Below are 20,078 nucleotides of genomic sequence, written 5' to 3'. Positions count from 1 at the left end.
TATAGCCCCCTTATAAATTTTTGAATGCATCGATTTGTTGTCGTGTGAAAGATTCTATATTTTCACCAGATGCATATTTTTTGTACCAATCAACAGTCCAAGCGATAGAATCATCTGTTGATAATTTAGGAGTCCAGCCGAGTTTGTTTACTACTTTTGTACTGTTGAGTGTTAAAATTGGTGATTCATAAGGAGTTTTCGTAGGAGGAGAATGGATTGTGAGTCGTTTATTCCATAATTTCATTACGGATTGAATGACATCATTTACGGTTCTGCTAGATTCATTAATCGGTCCGAAATTCCACGCTTCTGCATATTTAGCATCATCCCAAAGTTTCTCAGCTAAAAGGATATAGCCATGTAGAGGATCTAAAACATGTTGCCACGGGCGGATGGCATATTTGTTTCGAATACACAAAGTATGATTGTGCAAATATGCCCGAATGATATCAGGGAATAATCGATCTTCTGCCCAATCACCACCACCAATAACGTTACCTGCTCTTACAGAAGCAAGCGAAGTAGTATTCGTGTAAAAAAAGGATTTGTGATAAGATGTCGCCACTATTTCAGCACAAGCTTTACTAGCGCTATAAGGGTCGGAACCTCCTAGTCGGTCATTTTCCACGAACGCTCGGTCGCCACTACCGTCATTCTCATAACATTTATCGCTTGTCACATTAATAATGACACGTACGCTTTCGACGGACTTTGCTGCTTCTAGCACGTGGACAGTACCTAAAACATTCGTTTTGAATGTATCGATAGGATTTTTGTATGAAGCAGTTACGATTGGCTGAGCTGCTAAATGAAATATTATGTCGGGTTTATGCTGCTTCATGGCATGACATAAAGAATGGTAATCTGTAATATCGCCTTTTATTGTCGTGCACTCTTTTGCTACGTTACCTTGTTCAAAAATGTTAGGAATGGATGGGGGATGAGAAGAAAAGCCTACTACTTCTGCACCTAAAGAACTTAAGAAAAGGGTGAGCCAGGAGCCTTTAAATCCAGTATGTCCCGTAATAAATACTTTTTTCTTATTCCAAAAAGATGATGAAGCCATATTACCAAACCTTCCACGGAGCGTTATTACTTTCCCATAGCTCGACTAATTTATTTTTATCGCGCAATGTATCCATCGGATGCCAAAAACCAGAATGTTGATATGCGGCCAATTCATTTTTGTTTACTAACTGAACTAAAGTGTCTGTTTCAAAAACAGACTTATCTCCACTAATGTAATTGAAAACTTCAGGATTTAAAACGAAAAATCCACCGTTAACCCATCCGCCATCACCTAATGGTTTTTCTTGAAAAGATGTTACAGACTGTTTATCTAATATGAGAGAACCAAATCTACCAGGAGGTTGTACGGCGGTAACAGTAGCCATTTTTCCATGTTTTTTATGGAATGTAATAAGTTCTTTTATATTTACATTACTTAATCCATCACCATAAGTGAGGCAGAAAGGTTCGTCTCCGACATAATTTTGAATCTTTTTCACTCGGCCACCCGTTTCGGTATTTACACCAGTATCGATTAGTGTAACTTTCCATGGTTCTACACGATGAGAATGGCTAGTAATTGTATTATCGTTTAACTGTATTGTGAAATCAGACATGTGTAAGTTGTAATTTAGAAAGAACTCTTTAATTGCATATCCTTTATAGCCTAAGCAAATAATAAACTCAGTAATCCCGTAATGACTATACAAACTCATAATGTGCCATAGAATGGGCTTTGTTCCAATTTCAATCATAGGTTTCGGTTTTAAATGTGTTTCTTCCCCAATTCTTGTACCGTACCCACCAGCAAGAATAACAGCTTTCATTTTTTCCTCCTAAAATAAAAATTTATTATTTATACAGTATTCATGTTTTATGCAAATGAGATTGTTTTTGATTAAGCGAATGAAAATGTTTGAGGTGATGACGATGCAGAAAATATTACGGTTTGAATTTTGGGAATAATTCTTGATATTCAGGGTTATGACGGAGGTCTTGTGTTAGGTTACTAAGCTCTAAAAAACGTATGTCCAGTACTTCAGGAGATTGACCGTAATGTGTTTGAAGCCCCATTTGAATACCCCTTTTTGAAAGGGTAGGTGTAATTTGTAATTTTCTTGCTTTTGATTGTTCATTCCAAGGGCTAAAATAGAATTTTAAAATAAATGAAGGATAGTCATAAATTATATATCCGTGCCGCGAATGATGTCTACCAGGTAAATATGCACCGTCTAGATGATTGTGAATAAATCTCCAAGCACATCCTAGATTTGGGTTATAAGGGAAGACACCGTGGTATCGCTGTTCTACTAAGGGGATAGAATATCTAGGCTTTGAATAATTATAATTATGATTATCTATCATTAAAATCATTCTAATCGCATACATGTTTTGGCCTAGTGTATGAAGAGATGAAAAAAATTCTTCAGTATTATTACAACAAAAGAATTCAGTAGTATTTAAAACGATTTTCCAACCTGAAACTTCTCTTTCAATTTCCATCACTTCAATATCAGTATTAGTTGGATCAAACTCAAGAAATCTTGAATTTCGTACTTCCCAGTGGGGTGCTAATAGTTTACAAATCTCTACGGAACGATCTGTAGACCCTCTATTAATTAAAATGCCGTGATCGAATATTTTCGTGTGATGCATAAGCCACCATGGAAGTAGGTATTCTTCATTATAAAAATGAGAAATGATTGTCTTTTTCATGTTAATTCCCTCCTATACAAGCAATCGTTATTAGTAGGATATGCTTTTAAATAAGAAAGGTTAAAAGGTGCAGACAATGTAGTGATTAGGTAATAGTTTAGTAATTTTATTGTATGAGTTTAGATTACTCGTATTGAATAATAATAGGGTGGAGCTTGGAATTTTATATAAACTGTGAATAATAAACCGTCACGTTTGACTGTACAGTTTATGTGTTGTATGATGTAAGTAATATAAACAAGGGGGGAAGATCGTTGGGAAGGTGTATCGAATCGGACAGTTGGCTCTCATGGCTCACGTGTCGAAACGAACGATTGATTATTATACGAATCTAGGTATCTTAAAAGCGGAGCGATCTCAATCTAATTATCGCTATTACGACGAAACAGCATTTGAGACATTACAATTTATTGAGAAGTGCAAAGAAATGCATATGCCGCTTTGTGAGATTAAAGAGAAAATCGAGGAGAAGAAGAAGCTGCTCGGTATCAATGAACACGTTTCGAAACAAGTGAATGAAGTGACAGACCATATTCATCGATTAGAAGTGGAGCTTACTGAGTTAAAACCGCTTTTAGATGAATTGACTGATTCACAACGTGAAAAAATATCGAAATCTTTATCAGGTCAAACGACAGCTTTAATACAGACACTTGCTCTATTATTATAGAATAAGTGAAATCCGACCTCTTTAATTTTTGTATCGGGCTATGTTTTCTAACAAACAAATAAGAAAACATTATAGTATACAGGAGGTGGACACCTTAGTTTTTTAACTAAGGGGATTCATTGGAAATATTTAATTTAGTCATGGTTGCGATTTTAATCGCATTTACTGGATTTTTCGTAGCAGCAGAGTTTGCGATTGTAAAGATACGTTCAAGCCGTATCGATCAGCTTGTTGCGGAAGGAAAACGCGGTGCTTTAGCAGCGAAAAAGGTAACAACAAATTTAGATGAATATTTATCTGCTTGTCAATTAGGTATTACAGTTACAGCTATGGGATTAGGTTGGTTAGGTGAACCGACAATTGAAAAGTTATTACACCCGTTATTTGAGAAATGGAACTTAAATCCTTCTATTTCATCAGTATTAACATTTGGTCTTGCTTTTATGATTATGACGTATTTACACGTTGTAGTAGGAGAATTAGCTCCAAAAACGATGGCAATTCAAAAGGCTGAAAGGGTAACGTTATTATTGGCAGGTCCATTAATGATGTTCTATAAAGTAATGTATCCATTTATTTGGGTATTGAACGGTTCAGCTCGTGTGATAACTGGTTTATTTGGTTTAAAGCCAGCTTCAGAACATGAAGTAGCTCATACAGAAGAAGAATTACGTCTTATCCTTTCAGATAGCTATGAAAGTGGCGAAATTAATCAAGCTGAATACAAGTATGTAAATAACATTTTTGAATTTGATAATCGTATTGCAAAAGAGATTATGGTACCGCGAACAGAAATCGTTGGTTTCTACCTGGAAGATTCAGTAGAAGAACACATGAAAGTAATCCAAAATGAGCGATACACACGTTATCCGATTTTTGGAGAAGATAAAGATGATATTATCGGTATGGTCAACGTAAAAGATTTCTTTATTCGATATATGACCGAGGATCAAAAAGATTTATCATCTATTCGCTCGTATATGCGTCCGATTATTGAAGTGATGGAAACGACTCCAATTCACGATTTATTACTTCAAATGCAGAAGAAGCGAATTCCGATGGCTGTTTTATATGATGAGTACGGAGGAACAGCCGGAATTGTAACGCTTGAAGATATCTTGGAGGAAATCGTCGGCGAAATTCGTGACGAATATGATGAAGATGAAGCACCGCCAATTCAACATGTGAACGAGCAACATATCATTGTTGATGGAAAAGTGCTTATCTCAGAAGTGAAAGATTTATTTGGATTACACATCGAAGAAGATGATGTGGATACAATCGGTGGATGGATTATGATGCAAAATCATGAAATCGAAGAAGGACAACACGTTGAGGCAGAAGGTTATGAATTTAAAGTGTTAGAAAAAGACGCTTACCAAATTAAACGTGTTGAAATTCGTAAGATGGAACAAGAACAAGAAGAAGAGAAAGCAGCAACTGTGTAAGTTGCTGCTTTTCTTCTAAAGTACAAAAAATGAGAACTTAGGAGCGGATATTTTGATTCAAGAAGCCTTACGTGTATATCGATTACAATTGTATGTGATCTTTAGTGGTTTACTACTTATGTGGACGATTACTCCGTTTGGAAAACAAGTGACAGGGTTCGGTATTGGATTAGCAGTAAGCGCCTATTGTCTTTGGTTATTAGCTCGCAGAGTGGAGAAACTCGGGAAAAGTATCGTAATGAAGGAAAAGGCTCCTGGATTAGGAGTTTTAAACCGATTTGCAGCTGCTATTTTAGGAGCTATCATCATGTATGAAATTGAGCATGAAATGGAAATGTGGGCATTCGGTACAGGGATTTTAGGTGGTCACTTTTTAATGATTGCAAATTTAGCTTATGCAAATATGCAATTAGTGAAAGAAGAAGAGAAACAAAGGGAACATGCTTCGAAAAACATAGAGCTATGATGAAAGGGACCTAATCGGGTTCCTTTTTTAGTTTAGCGATATTATACAAGTAATCAAATTAACGACAAATATAATACGCTTCTTTTTTGCGTTTTTCAATAGTATGAAAAATAATAAAAAAATTTTAAAAAACCCATCGATTTCTAAAGGTTATGTATGTTATTATGACAAAAGACTTTTTGAAAGAGGTGGATACCAATGTTACAAGCGCTACTTATTTTTGTGCTTCAAATTATTTACGTTCCAATTTTAACAATCCGTACGATTTTGCTTGTAAAGAATCAAACAAGATCCGCTGCTGGTGTTGGATTGTTAGAAGGAGCTATTTACATTGTCAGTTTAGGTATTGTGTTTCAAGATTTATCAAATTGGATGAACATCGTTGCCTATGTCATTGGCTTTAGTGCGGGACTGTTATTAGGCGGTTATATAGAGAATAAATTAGCAATTGGTTATATTACGTATCAAGTTAGTTTACTAGACCGTTGTAATGAATTAGTAGATGAGTTACGTCACTCTGGATTTGGCGTTACAGTATTTGAAGGCGAAGGTATTAATTCTATACGTTATCGCTTAGATATCGTCGCAAAGCGTTCTAGAGAGAAAGAGCTTTTAGAAATCATTAATGAAATTGCACCGAAAGCGTTTATGTCTTCGTATGAAATTCGCTCGTTTAAGGGTGGATATTTAACGAAGGCGATGAAGAAAAGAGCGTTAATGAAGAAGAAAGATGAACATGTATCGTAAAGAAAAGGGAGTTGTGCAGCTTTAAAAGCACGGCATAATCCCCATATAAAAAAGAGAGGAATCTATATTGAAAAAGATTCCTCTCTTTTTTCTGCGTTATTTTTTTCTGCTTTTTCTCAGATTAACAAGTGACCATACAACTTGAATAATTAGTGGTAATATAAATGCAATTAATAAAACGATAAAGGCTATTAATTTCAGCTCAGGTGTTTGAGTAACACCAGTCCCATCAACCTCTCTTAGCCAAATGATAGCTGCCAATATCCCGAAAGTTATAATCCAAAATATGTTACCAATCCACCAATAAATCCATCTTCTTTTCATGCTAGCACCCCTTACATGTACCCTCTGTTAAAAGTGAATTTTCGTTCGTTACATTTATAATGAAATACCTATAAAATTAATTTTTTTTAACTGTATATCTAACTTGTTTAAACGTTACCATCTCTCCATCTTTATGATCATCTTGCGTTTGCAAAAGTTGAACTTTTGGTTTGTAATCTGTCCTATGAGCGTGCTCGATATCTTTAATGTTAACTTTGTAGGGTTCGCCATTATTAATTTTTTGTTCCAATACTTTTTTATTGGGGACATAAATAAACGTCACTTTATTTTCATCAATGCCTTCAGTCTTAAATTCTAATTCGTTATCTTTTGTTGTAATCGTCGGTGTTAATAATTCAATACTGCCTTTTCCAGTTTCTAAAGAATTTTCTGCTATAGTTGAACATCCGCATAATATGATTCCGATGAATAGAAGAGCGCTTAATTTCTTTCTCATAACATCCCCCAATTTCAAGTGATTTTTGATTTTGGCATTGCTAGACTGCTAGTGTGGAACGTAACTGTTTAGCTAGCACTCTTTTTGATTGTACCATAATATGTAAATTTAAACAGGCTGTATATCCAATTTAAGGGGTTTGAAAAGTTTACTTATTGTTTTAAATCAGTATCTTTCCAGTAGGTATATATTTTCTGTAGAAAGCAGTGTTGTCAAAATCATTATGAATTGGCTATCCAACTATATGATGACATGTAGACAGGCGAAAGAACTTATTTTTATGGAAATTACAATTTTTTCATATTAAAATAACGATGTGGAATAGATGAATTCATTCACTTCGGAGGTAGTTACTTGAACATTAACGAGAAGGCAATTGAAATGTTTGAACAAAATGAATATGAGGAAGCAATGGAACTGTTTCAACGAGCTGTACATGAATCTAGAGGTGTACAATCTCTCAATAATCTTGCATGGATGTACTTTTATGAGGAAGAGAATGATGCTAAAGCTCTTGAATTAATAAAAGAAGTTGTTAAGTTGAATCCTTCCTCATACTTTCCTTATAATATCTTAGGGGAAATTTACACGAAACAAGAAAAGTGGGAAGAAGCGAAAGAAGTATTACAAAAGTCTATTTCGATGCAACCATCCAATGAAGCATTTCACAATGTAGCTGTAGCGCATTATAACCTTGGAGAGTTAGAAAAAGCTTCGGAATTTTTCTTGCGAGTTGCGGGGGATTCGGACTATATCATGTATAGCTATGTAAAATGTTTAATTGATTTAGGGCGAACGACAGAAGCGAAAGAGAAGTTAGATGCTTTTAACAGGAAATCCGATGATTTTTTAGGAGGAGTTAATATAGCAGATTTATATGTTGAGTTGAATTGCTATAACGAAGCAATTGAATGGTTCGAAAAGGGATACAAAGAAGTTTGGAAAAGCCCTAATTGGATTAGTAGGTTTGTGTATGCTTTATATAAAGCTAATAATTTCTCACGTATAAATGAAGTTATACGGGAATCGATCGAAGCGAAAACAGCAGAAATAGAAGATGTTCAGAATGAAGAAGTAGAAGAAAACTGGACAGAAGAAGATAAGAAAGAGTTAATTGAGGAATATACAGAAGAGAATAATTGTTATAAAAAAATGATAGAACGTATCGAATCTGGATATGTTCCAGGGTTAGAATTTGAAACTTATCATTTAGGGGCTTGCTATTTATTTGGTTGTAAAAGACATAATCATCTTGAATATGAAAAATAAAAAGATTTGACTGTCAAATATGATGGTCGAATCTTTTTATTATAGGTTGCTTGTCTAAAGGTACCATCTTAATTGTAATGTGTTAAAGGGGTAGCACCACATCGCTATCAAGCTAACGAAACTGGTTACCCCCATAACGAAAAAATGAAATAGATTCTCATTAATAACTAGAGAAATATTTTTTGTTTTGGGACATATCAGAATGCTGCTTGATAAGTATAGCCCCATTCCATATTTAAATGAAAAAGATACGCTAAGGGAAATTCCCCATTAATTACTGATAATAAAAATTTATTAAAATTAAGGTTTAGGTTAGTTTTATATATTGATTTTGTAAAATGGATTTACTTTATGCTATTATAATCGTTTAGGACTTACAGTACATAGAGTGTATGGAAAATATTTAACAAGTTAAAATAGGGGGTGTATTATATTGAAATGGTTATCATGGGATCGCAACTTAAAAACTAGATTGATTGGTGAGACCCTTTTCAATACATTATTTTGGATGTATTTTCCATTCATGGCGATATACTATAGCGATGCTTTTGGTAAGACCATTGGTGGAATGTTAATGGCTATTGTACCTCTTATGGGTATGATCGGTAATTTATTTGGCGGATATTTGGCGGATCGATTAGGACGTCGCCCTGTAATGCTATTAGGTACAATCATACAGGTTGTAATGTTTGCAATCTTTGCCTTGTCTAATTCACATTGGATTAATTATTTATCCTATATCGGCATTGGGATTGGGGGATCAATCTACAGCCCAGCAAGTTCTGCAATGATAGCTGATCTTGTACTAGAAAAGGATAGAAGAATAGTCTTTGCCACTTTTGTTACAGCAAATAATATTGGTGCTGTATTTGGACCGGTCCTAGGTGCAATTTTTTTCTTTCATTATCGAAGTCAATTGTTATGGACTTGTACAATTGTTACACTTATCTATTTTATAGTAATCTATTTTATAATTAGAGAAACATTACCAGAGGCCTCTAAAAATGTCGGAAATAAAAATTCACTATCACGAATTTTTAAGGAACAATGGAATAATTATATTAAAATCTTTAGCGACAAAATTTTCACTTTTTACATATTTGCTGGGATTTTGATTATGATAGCTTTCATGCAGTTAGATCTTTACCTTGCATTATATGTAAAAGAATTTGTACCAACTCAATCTCTATTTCTATGGAATAATGATTCATTCTCTCTGAGTAATACTGAGATTTTCGGATGGATGATGGGGTTAAATGGGATTTTATTTGTTTTATGCTCTTTACCTGTCGCAAAATGCTTTGAGAATTGGAGCGATCGTAATATTTTAATTATTTCTAATGTTTTATTTGGCACGGGTATGTTTTTAATTGGACTTACAACGAATATATGGCTATTGTTTGGATTTATGACAATCTTAACTCTTGGAGAATTGCTTCGCTCGCCGGTTGTACATAGTTTTGTAAGTAAGTATGCACCTAAAAATTCCAGAGGACAATATATGGCTGCTTCTAATTTACAATTCACCATTGGGCGTTGTATTGCACCTATTATGATTGTATTTTCTACATGGTTATCTCCAATTGTTGTGTTTGGAATTATATTACTTTGTTCGCTTGTTAGTGCTGTTTTTTATGTAAAGGTATTTCGAATGATTTCAAATAAAAACATGCACAATACATGATATATTATTCTAAATGGATTAAAAGGGGTTCGCCACATCAATATCAGGCTAACAAAACAAAATACCCCTTAAAATGAAAAAATACGCTATTCTTTCTGTAGAATGATAGGAAAGGATGGCGTTTTTTATGTCTGTTTCTGTGTCTGACGAATTACAACTATTTGCTCAAGAGATTCAAAGTTTTTTATCTCCAAATACCTTACGGGATCTTGCTAGAGGTGTTGGTTTTGTACAACGAACCAGTAAGTACCAAGCAAAAGATTTAGTCGCTTTATGTGTATGGGTGAGCCAAAATGTAGCTATGACTTCTTTAACTCAGTTATCTAGCTGTTTAGAAGCATCAACTGCAGTACTCATCAGTCCTGAGGGACTAAATCAACGGTTTAATAAGGCGGCCGTCCAACTTTTACAACACCTACTAGCCGAACTACTAAGCAACAAATTGGCCGCATCTATGCCGATTTCTTCTCCATACACTTCTGTTTTCAAGCGTATTCGTATTTTAGATTCAACTGCATTTCAACTCCCGGATGTATTTTCATCGGTTTATCCAGGTGCAGGAGGCTGCAGCCATACAGCTGGGATAAAAATTCAACTTGAGTATGATTTGTTAAGTGGACAGTTCCTTCATATTCATACAGGTCCAGGTAAACAACATGATCGCACTTACGGCTCTCTGTGTGCTCCAACTGTGACAGCAAATGATTTATGTATCCGAGATTTAGGTTATTTTCATTTAAAAGACCTTCAATATATACAAGATAAAGAGGCCTACTATATCTCTCGTATCAAGTCGAATACACGTATTTATCAAAAGAATCCTAACCCTGATTATTTTCAAGACGGAAGAATTAAGAAAGGTACAGAGTATATACAGATAGATATGGAGACGTTAATGAACTCCCTTCAACCAGGACAAACATGTGAAATAGCCGATGCTTATGTAGGAATGATTGATAAAGTGCCAGCTCGTGTAATTGTTCACCGATTAACAAAACAACAGCAACAAAAACGATTACAAGATCAAGCTGTAAGAGAAAAAAAGAAAGGAATGAAGTATTCTCCTCGTAGTAAACGACTCAGTGGTATCAATGTATATATGACAAACACCCCTACAGATATTGTCCCGATGGGACAGGTACATGACTGGTATTCTTTACGTTGGCAGATCGAAATTTTATTTAAAACGTGGAAGTCATTCTTTCAAATTCATCATTGTAAAAAGATAAAACCAGAACGATTGGAGTGCCATTTATATGGTCAATTGATTGCCATTCTAATCTGTTCTTCTATCATGTTTCAAATGCGCCAATTGCTCCTCATGAAGAAAAAACGAGAGCTTAGTGAGTATAAAGCCATATATATGATTAAAGAATATTTTCTTCTTCTATTCCAAACTATACAAAAAAACACCCAAGAGCTATCAAAGGTGTTACTTCGCCTGTTCAATCTCCTACAGCAAAACGGGCGGAAATCTCATCGATATGAGAAAAAAACGGTCTTTGATATATTAGGTGTCGTTTACAATTGTACCATGTCTGATAATCAAGCGGCTTAATTCAAAAAAAGGAAACCCGTTAGGGTTTATTTCATATGCAAATCTTTAAATTTCCTACATGTAGCCTTTAGAAAAAGGAAACAGCCTCTACTATAATTGACGTTGTATGAGCTTAGCTTGATGGCGATGTGGTGCTACCCCTTAAAGAGGTTTCGTCTCATTACATAAATATATATCCTCTTTAGAGCTCTCTTTTTTAATATTTAAAATATGGAGTGAAATAAAGCCAATAAGTCCTATTCCGCCGAAAATAAGCCATGGTGTATACATTCCGCTTAAGTTGGCTGTAAAAGATGTACCGGTATAATTACCGATGATAAAACCAAATGCGAGTGATAGTTGATAAAATCCGAAGTAAGTAGCTGTATATGATTCGTTACTGTAATTTGCAATAGCGATATCAGCGTTAGGTAATACGAGTGTTTCGCCAATTGTAAATAAAATTACACAAATAAATAGCCAATACGGGTGTTGAAATAAAGGAATGAGTAAAAAGGAAATACTCATTAATAAAACACCGTATTTAATAATCGAAAGTGTATTGTATTTATGAAATAGTTTTCGAAATAATATCATAAATATGACGCCTGTTATTGCATTTATCGTAATAACTAGTGTAGCAAGCTGGTTGCTATTACTAATGTTTTTCATATGAAGTGGAAGTGCGACAGTAAGCTGAGTAAACATAATATAGAAGAAAATCATAATAAATGAAAACAAAAGGAAAGATTTGTTTTGTAAGATAGCCTGTAGCCCTAATGTAATAGACGTATTTTCAGTAGTGACTTGGAAGTGATTTTTAAGTAAGTAAAAGATAAAAGCAAATAACAGCATAAGAGATCCTGTTAGAGAAAAAGCATAGATTGGATCGAGTAAGAGTAAGAACCCTCCTGCAATTGGTCCAATTATTGCACCGCAATTAAAACTAAGGTTTAAATATGTAAATAAATTTTTTCTCATATGAGCTGGTTGTGAGCCGAATATGGCGCGCGCAGCAGGTTCGTAAAATGCGGTTCCGAAGCCAATAAGTGCAGAAGAAATAGAAGTTGTATAGAAATCAGAGCATATTCCTAAAGCGATAAATCCGATTCCTCTTAAAAATAATCCGGCTATCATCATAATGATATAGCCTATTTTGTCAGCAATTAATCCTGAGAATAATGGGACAACTCGTGATGTGATTGTCATAACCGTCAACACTGTTCCTACTTGAACAGCAGAAAAATGAAGAAAGCTTAATAGATAAATAGCTAAAAATGCGTATACTGCAAAATACCCAAAAGACATAAAAAATGAAGAAATAAGCATGAAACGTATCGGTATTGAGAAACTTTTCATAGAACTCCTCCTAATATTGTAACCAGTAAAATTATTTAATGGTTAACTATTTTATATTATAATTATACATAAAGTCAGAAAAAAGTAAATTTTAAGAAGAAGGTGGATGGAATTGAATCAAAATGCACCAAATGAATTAGAATATATTCGGGAATTTTTAAATACATGGAAAATACCAAACGATACGAGAGAGCCAATTGATTTCCTGCAAACAGAAGAGGATATAAAGCTCTTTATGAAAAAATATTTTCATGAAGAGGTTCCATTTCATACGATAGAGGAATTAAAAAGTTTTCGAGAAGATATTCGGTTAACCGTTGAAGGCGAAGGATCATTGCAAAAGTGGTTAGAGAAATACCCATTTCATGTACATGTAAAAGAAGATATGAAAGGTATTACATATGAGCCTGTGCACGAAGAGAATGTATATACAAAAGTATTAAGCGTTGTTTTAATGGCGATTCAAGAAAATTTGTGGGGAAGGTTAAAAGCATGCCCAGATTGTCGTTGGGTATTTTATGATCATTCGCGTAATGGAAGTAAAAGATGGTGCGGTATGTATGCTGGAGAAGAAGGAGGAAGAGCGTGCGGAACGATCGCGAAAGTGAAAAACTACCGAGCGAAGAGAAAAGGAAGAACAGGTTATAATGTGTAATTTATATTAGGGGAAGAAAATTGGATGGGGGAATGTAGAATATGAAAGGGACACAAATGTTAGCTTTAAATAAAAAGTGTTGGGATACAGTAGCGCCATATTTCTTTCAAGTGGATTGTTTACCGAAATATGGTCCGTATACAGCGTCTGAAGAAGAGATTCATTTGTTTGATTCAATTAGAAATAAAAAGGTTCTTGATATTGGATGTGGAAGTGGGCATTCGTTGCAATATATGGCAGAACATGGGGCAGAGGAAGTATGGGGTCTTGATCTTTCAAGTGAACAAATTAAAACAGCAAATGAAACTTTAAAGTGTTGGAATCCAAAGTTAATATGCGGAGCAATGGAAGAAGAAGGAGATATTCCAAAAGGGTATTTTGATATTGTATATTCCATTTATGCATTAGGTTGGACTTCGAATTTAAGAAAAACGTTGGAACTAATTTATTCGTATGTAAAGCCAGGAGGAAGTTTTATTTTTAGCTGGGAGCACCCAGTATATTCAAACTTACAGTATGGTACAGAAGTAATTGTTTTAAAGTCTTCATACCATGAGGAAACACCTATTACGTTTGAAACATTTAAAGGAGAAAATGTACAAGCGACATTATATAAGAGAAAAATAAGTACATACATAAATGAGTTAAATAGAGCGGGGTTTACAATTGAGAGAATAGAGGAGCCTGAACCATCTAGCTCATTTGATGAAGAACGAGCTGAGCCATCTACGAAATATTATTCTTTATATAAAGCTAGAATGGTGCCAACGACTTTTATTATTAAGGCGAGAAAGTAAAGTGCTTTATAAAAAGAAGCCTATCATTTCAAATACGCTTCTTGTGAATGTAACGAGTGCTAATTCAACATTAATATTACAAAATGGCCCGTTAGGTGTAGGGCATGTGACGACTATAGCAGGTGCGATTACGGCAAGTTTAAATGTAGTGAGAATACTATAAGGAATATAAAAAACACAAGGAATGTCTGTATAGACACACCTTGTGTTTTTTTCTTTATCTTTTCGGTTGAAAAATATGTTGAAAGAAGTATTTGTGATGTAAGTTATCTACAACTTTATTAGCTTGATATGTGCGATGTTGTTCGAGTCGAAGTCTTTGCTCCATCATTTTTATTGCGTGATCAGATAAACGTAACATTATACATGTCTCCTTTTCTATAAATATAGGTGTCTATTGGTATCGATCCCATATTTATAATTAAGGAGGTACACTGTGTAACATAGGCAAAAAGCACCTTCCTCTCCCATTACGCTTACGAGGTTAGCTGTCGGACTCGGGAAGTGAGAGTTTCCCTACTTAAATAAGATTCGCCCCAAGTAGCATGGCTACAAAAATGGTTCCCCCGCTCCAAAATTTGGACTCAGCAAAAGGATTTATAAAGTAAAGGATAACATAAATAAATTGATGAGTCAAACTATTTTATGTTTTCTGATTTTTTGAGTGAGGTTAAAACCACTCCATCGGGTAATATAATATCATTTATTTTAATAAATCCATGTTTTTTATATAAAGACAGAGCAGGTGTATTTTCTTTCCCTGTTTGTACAATATATGTTTGTGAAGGGGAGAACATGTCAAATACATAAAGTAGTAGTTTTGTGGCGATTCCTTTATGAAAATGATCGGGGGATACTACTAAACGATGAATATCAACTTCCTCTTCATCCATTTTAAAAGAAATAAACCCAGCAAGTGTATCTTCATAAAAATAGCCGTAAAAAATTTCATCACATAATTGAATATCGGCTACAGTATCATAAAGACGAGGAATAGCCGTACTATTTATATATTTTGCTTCAATTTCATAAGCGGGTATTTGAATGTTTAAAATAGAAGTAGCGATGTTGTGAGAAGTTGTTACTAATTTTTGAATCATAGGGTAAAACCTCCTTATAGACTTTATTTTCATAGATTTGACAAGATTTTTCTTTATTGGATATAATAATTATAATAGTTACATAACAATTTAGTATCAAAAAGAAATACACTATAATAGAAATGGAGGACTAAAGATGGGATGGATTATCACATTAATAGTTGGTGCTATTATAGGTGCAATTGCAGGTTCTATAACGGGTAAAAATTTTCCGGGTGGTATGTTTGGAAATATTATCGCAGGTTTGTTAGGTGCTTCGTTAGGTGGTAGATTATTTGGATCTTTTGGGCCATCATTTGGTGGGATTCATGTCGTGCCAGCATTATTAGGTGCAATCGTATTAATTCTTATTGTATCATTTGTAGTGAAAGCTGCAAGAAAATAAAGATATAGATCATGATGAAAAGCCCTGAATAAGGGCTTTTCATCATTCGAAGAGGTGGTTTCATTGGAGAAATTAAATATTAGAAAAAGAGATAAGTTGAAAAAGTTTTTTAGAGAACAAAATTATTTAGCGGTGTTACTCGGCTTTGCGTTATTGTTTATTAACATATTACTGCTAACGAAAATTTCTTTTGTTTTTACTCCGTTTATCGTCTTTTTAAAAACAATTTTCTTCCCCGTATTATTAGCGGGAGTGCTATTTTATATTTTGCATCCATTCGTTTCGCTTTTAGAAAAGAAAGGTGTTTCCAGAATCGTATCAATCGCTTCTATATATATAATAGTACTAGGATTATTTGTATTTTTAGTTGTAACAGTAATCCCGATTATTAAAGATCAAATTGATGCATTAATAGATAACTTACCGTATTTCGGTCATGAAATTGAACGAGCAGCACGTAGATTCGGGGAAAGTAATTTACTAGGCAAAATTCAAGAGAATTTAAATATTGATGTAGCGAGTATGGTAAAAGACTACACAGTTGATTTTACGAAGTCGCTATCATCAGTAACTGGAAATGTAACTGGATTTTTAAGTACTGTTACAGAGGTCGTTTTAACGTTTGTAATGGTTCCGTTTATATTGTTCTATCTTTTAAAAGATGGTGAACAATTACCGAACCACTTTTTAAAGTTTATTTCAGAGCAAAGACAACCAGCAGCGATGAGAATACTAGATGATATGCATTATGCGATTAGCTCGTATATTAGAGGGCAAATTATCGTTAGCTTATTTATCGGTATTATGCTATTAATTGGTTACCTTATTATCGGTATTAAATATGCGGTACTACTTGCTATTTTAGCGATGATTGTAAATATCGTTCCGTACGTTGGGCCAATCATCGCAATTACACCAGCATTAATTATTGCATTTATTGACTCGCCAGCAATGGTTCTAAAAGTAATTATCGTTATGATGGTCGTACAATTAGCAGAAGGGAAATTTATTTCTCCGCAAGTTATGGGGAAAAAATTAGACATTCACCCGATTACTATCATTTTTATTATTTTAACTGCCGGAAATTTATTTGGGATTATGGGGATTATTTTAGCAATTCCAGGGTATGCGATATTAAAAGTGTTAGTGACGCACGGGTATAGATTTGTTAAGTTGAATACGTGAAAAAATAGCTAAAACAGTATTATTTAAATAGACTAAACTAGTAAGAGGATATTATGTTCAATATATGAGCATATATCCTCTTTTCTTATACATATTAGGTTAGTTATACAGTTATTAAAAATATAGTTTAATATATATGAATTATTCATAAAATAAGCGCAATCTAGTTGGCGGACGTAGGTCATAGTGGGAGGTGTAGAGCTGTCTTTAGACCAAGCCGTTAATATTTTTTAGGAATGAAGTGCTATGAGGGTAAAAGAGGTTCTTATAGAGAATAACAACAAAAGATATATATTACTGAATCAAGAGGGATTTCCAGTGATGCCAGCAATGAAGGAAATCATGGATTGGATAAAGGTTAACTATCAAGGAAAAGAAGTAGTAAGATGGAAAATGAAAACAACTGAATTATTTAAGACATATTTAGAAATTTAAGAAGACTGCCCAATCCAAGAACTAGAGTTTTTTGTCTGTTTATTCCAAAAAAATCTTTGTCGGAGATTAAAAAATTATGGTTTAAACAGTAACAATGATCGGTATTAAAGAACTGTTGAGATGAAATAAGGTTTGATTAGAAATGATTTGAAAATCCTTTTTGAATGAGCACTAAAAAGAACCCATTTTGAAAACAATTAATCAAAATGGATTCCCATGTTAAAAGTTTGAATGTTGATTTTATAAAACAGATTGATTAAAACTCATGAACATATCAATTACAAAATTTCACATACTTGTACTAGAATTAATCTACTCTTCAAACCAAAACAGAGTCTCGATAGGCGCTTTTAAAACCTTTGCAATATCATAAGTAAGTTGAAAGAAGTGTTATATTTTCCATAGAGTAAGTGATTAATATAACTGTTTTTTAGTTAGTGAAATAATTAATATTTTATTTTAGCTGATAAAGGCTAGTAAGTTTATCTAAAAAAGTATATAGCTGATTATTCATTGGTGTATAATTATTATTTTTTAATTGCTCTGGAGACTGAACGAAACGATTTTCCTTATACTTTTCTAGTTCTTGTTCAGAATGTTGAATTAATAATTCTATTAATTCAGGAGTAAACTCCATATGGCATTGGAAACCATAAACGAGTTCACTATATTCCACAATTTGCTGTGGACACCCCTCACTAAACGCTAATATTTTACTGTTTTTAGTTAAACCAGGCATATCGTTGTGCCAGTGGCCAACCGTACTTGTAGTAGCGAAATGAGAGAAAAGTTCATTCGTTTTTCCTTCTTCAGTTAAAGTAATAGGGAAGGCTCCTACCTCTTTTTCCGGACTATGTTCATGAGATGCACCTAAGGCTTCACCAATTAACTGGGCACCCAAACAAACTCCTATAACAGCTTTATTAGCCTCTATACATTTTTTGATGACTGATATTTCTGCGACTGCATCAAAATGCGGGCACATTTCTTTCGTTGTACTAGGACTTTGTGGTCCACCTAATACTATGAGTAAATCTATGTCTTCGATATTATAAGGAAGTGGTTCTTGTTCGTAAACTCTTGAATAACTGACCACATGTCCATTCATCTCTGCCCATGCTAGAAAAGCCCCTGGTCCTTCAAATATTTCATGAATAATAAAATGTAAGTGCATTTGTTTCTCCTTTTTAAAAGAATTAATTAATTTGTGAATTGATTAATAATATTATAAGATGTTGACTGACATATATAAAGGTACAGTTTTATAAAAAATCACATGTCAGATGAGGGCTATATGAAAAACTTCTTGTTTACTTTTGAAAAAAGTATCCCTAAATATAAACAAATTTATACAAATGTCAAATTACTCATTGAAAAGGGGGTATTAAAAAAAGATGAATCGTTACCTTCGATACGTCAGCTTGCAGATTCACTCAATGTCAGTAGAAATACGACACTATTAGCATATGATCAGCTTGCAGCTGAAGGATATATCCGTGGCGAAAATCGAAGGGGGTTTTTTGTTAATGAATTAGAACCAAATTTATATCAAAGAAGAAAAAAAGTTAAACAAAAAGATGAGAAACAAATCAGTAAAGAAATTACCATTAACTTCAAAGTAGATACAGTGGAAAAAGAAATGTTTCCAAAAAATACATGGAAAAGGTTTGTGAATCATTCCATGGAAGAAAACCTTTTATATACATATGGTGACCCATTTGGAGAAGCAATTCTTAGAGATCAAGTCGCAAAATATTTATTAGAGTCTAGAGGATTGAGTACGGATCAAGGATCTATCATTATAGGTAGCAGTACACAACAAATGTTAACTTATATTGGTCATGTATTAAAAAGTGATTTCTCGAGCATTATTTTAGAAGACCCAGGTTTTTGGGGCGCTAGAGAAGTTTTTAAACTACATCATTTTTCTTTTGAATTTCTCCCAGTATATGAAAATGGAGTTGAATTATCTGAGTTAAGTAATTTAAAAGCTAGACTAATTTATGTAACCCCATCTCATCACAGCCCTTATGGAGTAAGCATGTCTATTCAACAACGACAACAACTTATTCAATGGGCTAAAAAAAAGAAGGGGTATATAATAGAGGACGATTATGATAGTGAATTTCGATATACACAACGCCCATTTCCTTCATTAGCATCTATTGATCAAAATAGGGTAATTTATATCGGTAATTTTTCAAAAGCATTTTTGCCAGGTCTACGATTAAGCTATATGGTCTTGCCAAAAGAACTATTAATAAAGTATAAAGAACACTTTAAAGGTTTTGAGAATACAGCATCAACGATACATCAAATTGCCATGGCAAAATTTATGAAGGAGAATGAATGGTATAGACATATAAAACGAATGCGTAATATTTATAGAAAAAAAATGGAACATTTAATTTCTACCTTAAACGAACATTTCGGTAACGATATAACTATTATCGGTCACAATTCAGGATTGTATCTACTCATAAAGGTGCATTTGCAAAAATCAGAGGATTGGTTAATAAAACAGGCGTATAAAAATGGTGTAGAGATAGGCCCGACATCCAGATATTTTGTTAATAATTATATTGATAGACCAATTATTAAATTAGCTTTTGGAGGTTTATCTCACAAAGAAATTACTTTAGGAGTAAAATTACTTAAAAAGGCATGGTTTTAAATAATAAAAGGAGTAAGCTTTAGTACTATAACTAGATCCCACTCCTTTTATGTAATTTAAAACGTTATTTTAATTCTAGTAAAAGGTAACAGCATGATTTAAATACAGATTAGAAATACAAGTAAAGATATAACCTGTTTTCACATATCTCTACTGCACCCA

The 20,078-nt window shown here is 33.7% G+C and carries 21 protein-coding genes, 3 pseudogenes and 1 riboswitch; of the genes and pseudogenes, 14 read left to right on the top strand and 10 right to left on the bottom strand.

Going from position 1 to position 20,078, the window contains the following annotated elements; genetic code table 11:
* Positions 1-10: 10 nt before the first annotated feature.
* From rfbG to ACS2FK_RS14555, 3 genes are all read right to left on the bottom strand, one after another.
* On the bottom strand, positions 11-1,066 hold the full coding sequence (gene rfbG, locus ACS2FK_RS14565) for a CDP-glucose 4,6-dehydratase (protein WP_063548072.1): 1,056 nt from the start codon (positions 1,064-1,066) through the stop codon (positions 11-13).
* A gap of 1 nt (position 1,067) precedes the next feature.
* Positions 1,068-1,835 (bottom strand): glucose-1-phosphate cytidylyltransferase, encoded by a 768-nt coding sequence (rfbF, locus tag ACS2FK_RS14560; RefSeq protein ID WP_000648807.1) that lies wholly within the window; start codon positions 1,833-1,835, stop codon positions 1,068-1,070.
* Between the two features lie 115 nt (positions 1,836-1,950).
* Positions 1,951-2,724, bottom strand: a complete 774-nt coding sequence (locus ACS2FK_RS14555; protein WP_000750972.1) for a glycosyltransferase family 2 protein — start codon at positions 2,722-2,724, stop codon at positions 1,951-1,953.
* Between the two features lie 262 nt (positions 2,725-2,986).
* Between ACS2FK_RS14555 and ACS2FK_RS14550 the strand changes: the two genes are divergently transcribed.
* From ACS2FK_RS14550 to ACS2FK_RS14535, 4 genes are all read left to right on the top strand, one after another.
* Complete coding sequence (locus ACS2FK_RS14550) at positions 2,987-3,394, top strand: MerR family transcriptional regulator (RefSeq protein WP_000285639.1); 408 nt, start codon at positions 2,987-2,989, stop codon at positions 3,392-3,394.
* 119 nt (positions 3,395-3,513) lie between these two features.
* Entirely contained in the window at positions 3,514-4,842 is a 1,329-nt protein-coding gene (locus ACS2FK_RS14545; protein WP_000402258.1) for a hemolysin family protein, read from the top strand.
* A 52-nt stretch (positions 4,843-4,894) separates the two neighbouring features.
* Positions 4,895-5,308 (top strand): ATP synthase subunit I, encoded by a 414-nt coding sequence (locus ACS2FK_RS14540; RefSeq protein ID WP_000613876.1) that lies wholly within the window; start codon positions 4,895-4,897, stop codon positions 5,306-5,308.
* A gap of 198 nt (positions 5,309-5,506) precedes the next feature.
* Positions 5,507-6,055: a DUF2179 domain-containing protein gene (locus ACS2FK_RS14535; RefSeq protein WP_063548070.1), complete on the top strand. Its 549-nt coding sequence runs from the start codon at positions 5,507-5,509 to the stop codon at positions 6,053-6,055.
* Between the two features lie 96 nt (positions 6,056-6,151).
* On the opposite strand, the gene ACS2FK_RS14530 is transcribed toward ACS2FK_RS14535, so the two are convergent.
* On the bottom strand, positions 6,152-6,379 hold the full coding sequence (locus ACS2FK_RS14530; RefSeq protein ID WP_063548068.1) for a DUF3923 family protein: 228 nt from the start codon (positions 6,377-6,379) through the stop codon (positions 6,152-6,154).
* Positions 6,380-6,455: 76 nt separating this feature from the next.
* Positions 6,456-6,836 carry a hypothetical protein gene (locus ACS2FK_RS14525; protein WP_063548066.1) on the bottom strand — a complete coding sequence of 127 codons (381 nt, stop codon included), beginning with the start codon at positions 6,834-6,836 and terminating at the stop codon, positions 6,456-6,458.
* 354 nt (positions 6,837-7,190) lie between these two features.
* On the opposite strand from ACS2FK_RS14525, the gene ACS2FK_RS14520 reads away from it, so the two are divergent.
* The 3 genes from ACS2FK_RS14520 (at position 7,191) to ACS2FK_RS14510 (ending at position 11,347) form a co-directional block, all read left to right on the top strand.
* A complete protein-coding gene (locus ACS2FK_RS14520) occupies positions 7,191-8,105 on the top strand; it encodes a tetratricopeptide repeat protein (protein WP_063548064.1) in 915 nt (304 codons plus the stop codon).
* A 433-nt stretch (positions 8,106-8,538) separates the two neighbouring features.
* On the top strand, positions 8,539-9,789 hold the full coding sequence (locus tag ACS2FK_RS14515; RefSeq protein ID WP_063548062.1) for an MDR family MFS transporter: 1,251 nt from the start codon (positions 8,539-8,541) through the stop codon (positions 9,787-9,789).
* A gap of 127 nt (positions 9,790-9,916) precedes the next feature.
* Positions 9,917-11,347 carry an IS4 family transposase gene (locus ACS2FK_RS14510; RefSeq protein ID WP_063548060.1) on the top strand — a complete coding sequence of 477 codons (1,431 nt, stop codon included), beginning with the start codon at positions 9,917-9,919 and terminating at the stop codon, positions 11,345-11,347.
* Between the two features lie 141 nt (positions 11,348-11,488).
* On the opposite strand, the gene ACS2FK_RS14505 is transcribed toward ACS2FK_RS14510, so the two are convergent.
* A complete protein-coding gene (locus ACS2FK_RS14505; protein WP_063548058.1) occupies positions 11,489-12,685 on the bottom strand; it encodes an MDR family MFS transporter in 1,197 nt (398 codons plus the stop codon).
* Between the two features lie 112 nt (positions 12,686-12,797).
* Between ACS2FK_RS14505 and ACS2FK_RS14500 the strand changes: the two genes are divergently transcribed.
* From ACS2FK_RS14500 to ACS2FK_RS14490, 3 genes and pseudogenes are all read left to right on the top strand, one after another.
* Positions 12,798-13,340: a CGNR zinc finger domain-containing protein gene (locus ACS2FK_RS14500; RefSeq protein ID WP_063548056.1), complete on the top strand. Its 543-nt coding sequence runs from the start codon at positions 12,798-12,800 to the stop codon at positions 13,338-13,340.
* Positions 13,341-13,381: 41 nt separating this feature from the next.
* On the top strand, positions 13,382-14,137 hold the full coding sequence (locus ACS2FK_RS14495) for a class I SAM-dependent methyltransferase (protein ID WP_063548054.1): 756 nt from the start codon (positions 13,382-13,384) through the stop codon (positions 14,135-14,137).
* 16 nt (positions 14,138-14,153) lie between these two features.
* Positions 14,154-14,300, top strand: a pseudogene (locus ACS2FK_RS14490) (collagen-like protein); the annotation flags it as partial.
* Between the two features lie 54 nt (positions 14,301-14,354).
* Here the strand turns inward: ACS2FK_RS14490 and ACS2FK_RS14485 are convergent.
* Both ACS2FK_RS14485 and ACS2FK_RS14480 read right to left on the bottom strand, forming a co-directional pair.
* Positions 14,355-14,498: a hypothetical protein gene (locus ACS2FK_RS14485; protein WP_000945246.1), complete on the bottom strand. Its 144-nt coding sequence runs from the start codon at positions 14,496-14,498 to the stop codon at positions 14,355-14,357.
* Positions 14,499-14,594: 96 nt separating this feature from the next.
* Positions 14,595-14,737: riboswitch (cyclic di-AMP (ydaO/yuaA leader) on the bottom strand.
* A gap of 38 nt (positions 14,738-14,775) precedes the next feature.
* Positions 14,776-15,237, bottom strand: coding sequence for a GNAT family N-acetyltransferase (locus ACS2FK_RS14480; RefSeq protein ID WP_063548052.1), 462 nt, complete (start codon positions 15,235-15,237; stop codon positions 14,776-14,778).
* Positions 15,238-15,373: 136 nt separating this feature from the next.
* On the opposite strand from ACS2FK_RS14480, the gene ACS2FK_RS14475 reads away from it, so the two are divergent.
* From ACS2FK_RS14475 to ACS2FK_RS14465, 3 genes and pseudogenes are all read left to right on the top strand, one after another.
* A complete protein-coding gene (locus ACS2FK_RS14475; protein ID WP_000539721.1) occupies positions 15,374-15,622 on the top strand; it encodes a GlsB/YeaQ/YmgE family stress response membrane protein in 249 nt (82 codons plus the stop codon).
* Positions 15,623-15,685: 63 nt separating this feature from the next.
* The gene (locus tag ACS2FK_RS14470; RefSeq protein WP_063548050.1) at positions 15,686-16,807 is read left to right on the top strand and encodes an AI-2E family transporter; all 1,122 of its coding nucleotides are present in this window, start codon (positions 15,686-15,688) and stop codon (positions 16,805-16,807) included.
* A 342-nt stretch (positions 16,808-17,149) separates the two neighbouring features.
* Positions 17,150-17,239: pseudogene (locus tag ACS2FK_RS14465) on the top strand (tubby C-terminal domain-like protein); the annotation flags it as partial.
* Positions 17,240-17,554: 315 nt separating this feature from the next.
* Here ACS2FK_RS14465 and ACS2FK_RS14460 read toward each other — a convergent pair.
* Positions 17,555-17,652 (bottom strand): annotated as a pseudogene (locus tag ACS2FK_RS14460) (helix-turn-helix transcriptional regulator); the annotation flags it as partial.
* Between the two features lie 44 nt (positions 17,653-17,696).
* The gene (locus ACS2FK_RS14455) at positions 17,697-18,416 is read right to left on the bottom strand and encodes a type 1 glutamine amidotransferase (protein WP_063548046.1); all 720 of its coding nucleotides are present in this window, start codon (positions 18,414-18,416) and stop codon (positions 17,697-17,699) included.
* Between the two features lie 120 nt (positions 18,417-18,536).
* On the opposite strand from ACS2FK_RS14455, the gene ACS2FK_RS14450 reads away from it, so the two are divergent.
* Positions 18,537-19,916, top strand: a complete 1,380-nt coding sequence (locus ACS2FK_RS14450) for a PLP-dependent aminotransferase family protein (protein ID WP_063548044.1) — start codon at positions 18,537-18,539, stop codon at positions 19,914-19,916.
* Positions 19,917-20,078: the final 162 nt, after the last annotated feature.

This window comes from Bacillus cereus group sp. BceL220 (assembly GCF_051776965.1).
GTDB lineage: Bacteria > Bacillota > Bacilli > Bacillales > Bacillaceae_G > Bacillus_A > Bacillus_A cereus.
The sequence above is the reverse complement of the archived record's forward strand: the minus strand, read 5'-3'. Positions and strand labels throughout refer to the sequence as shown.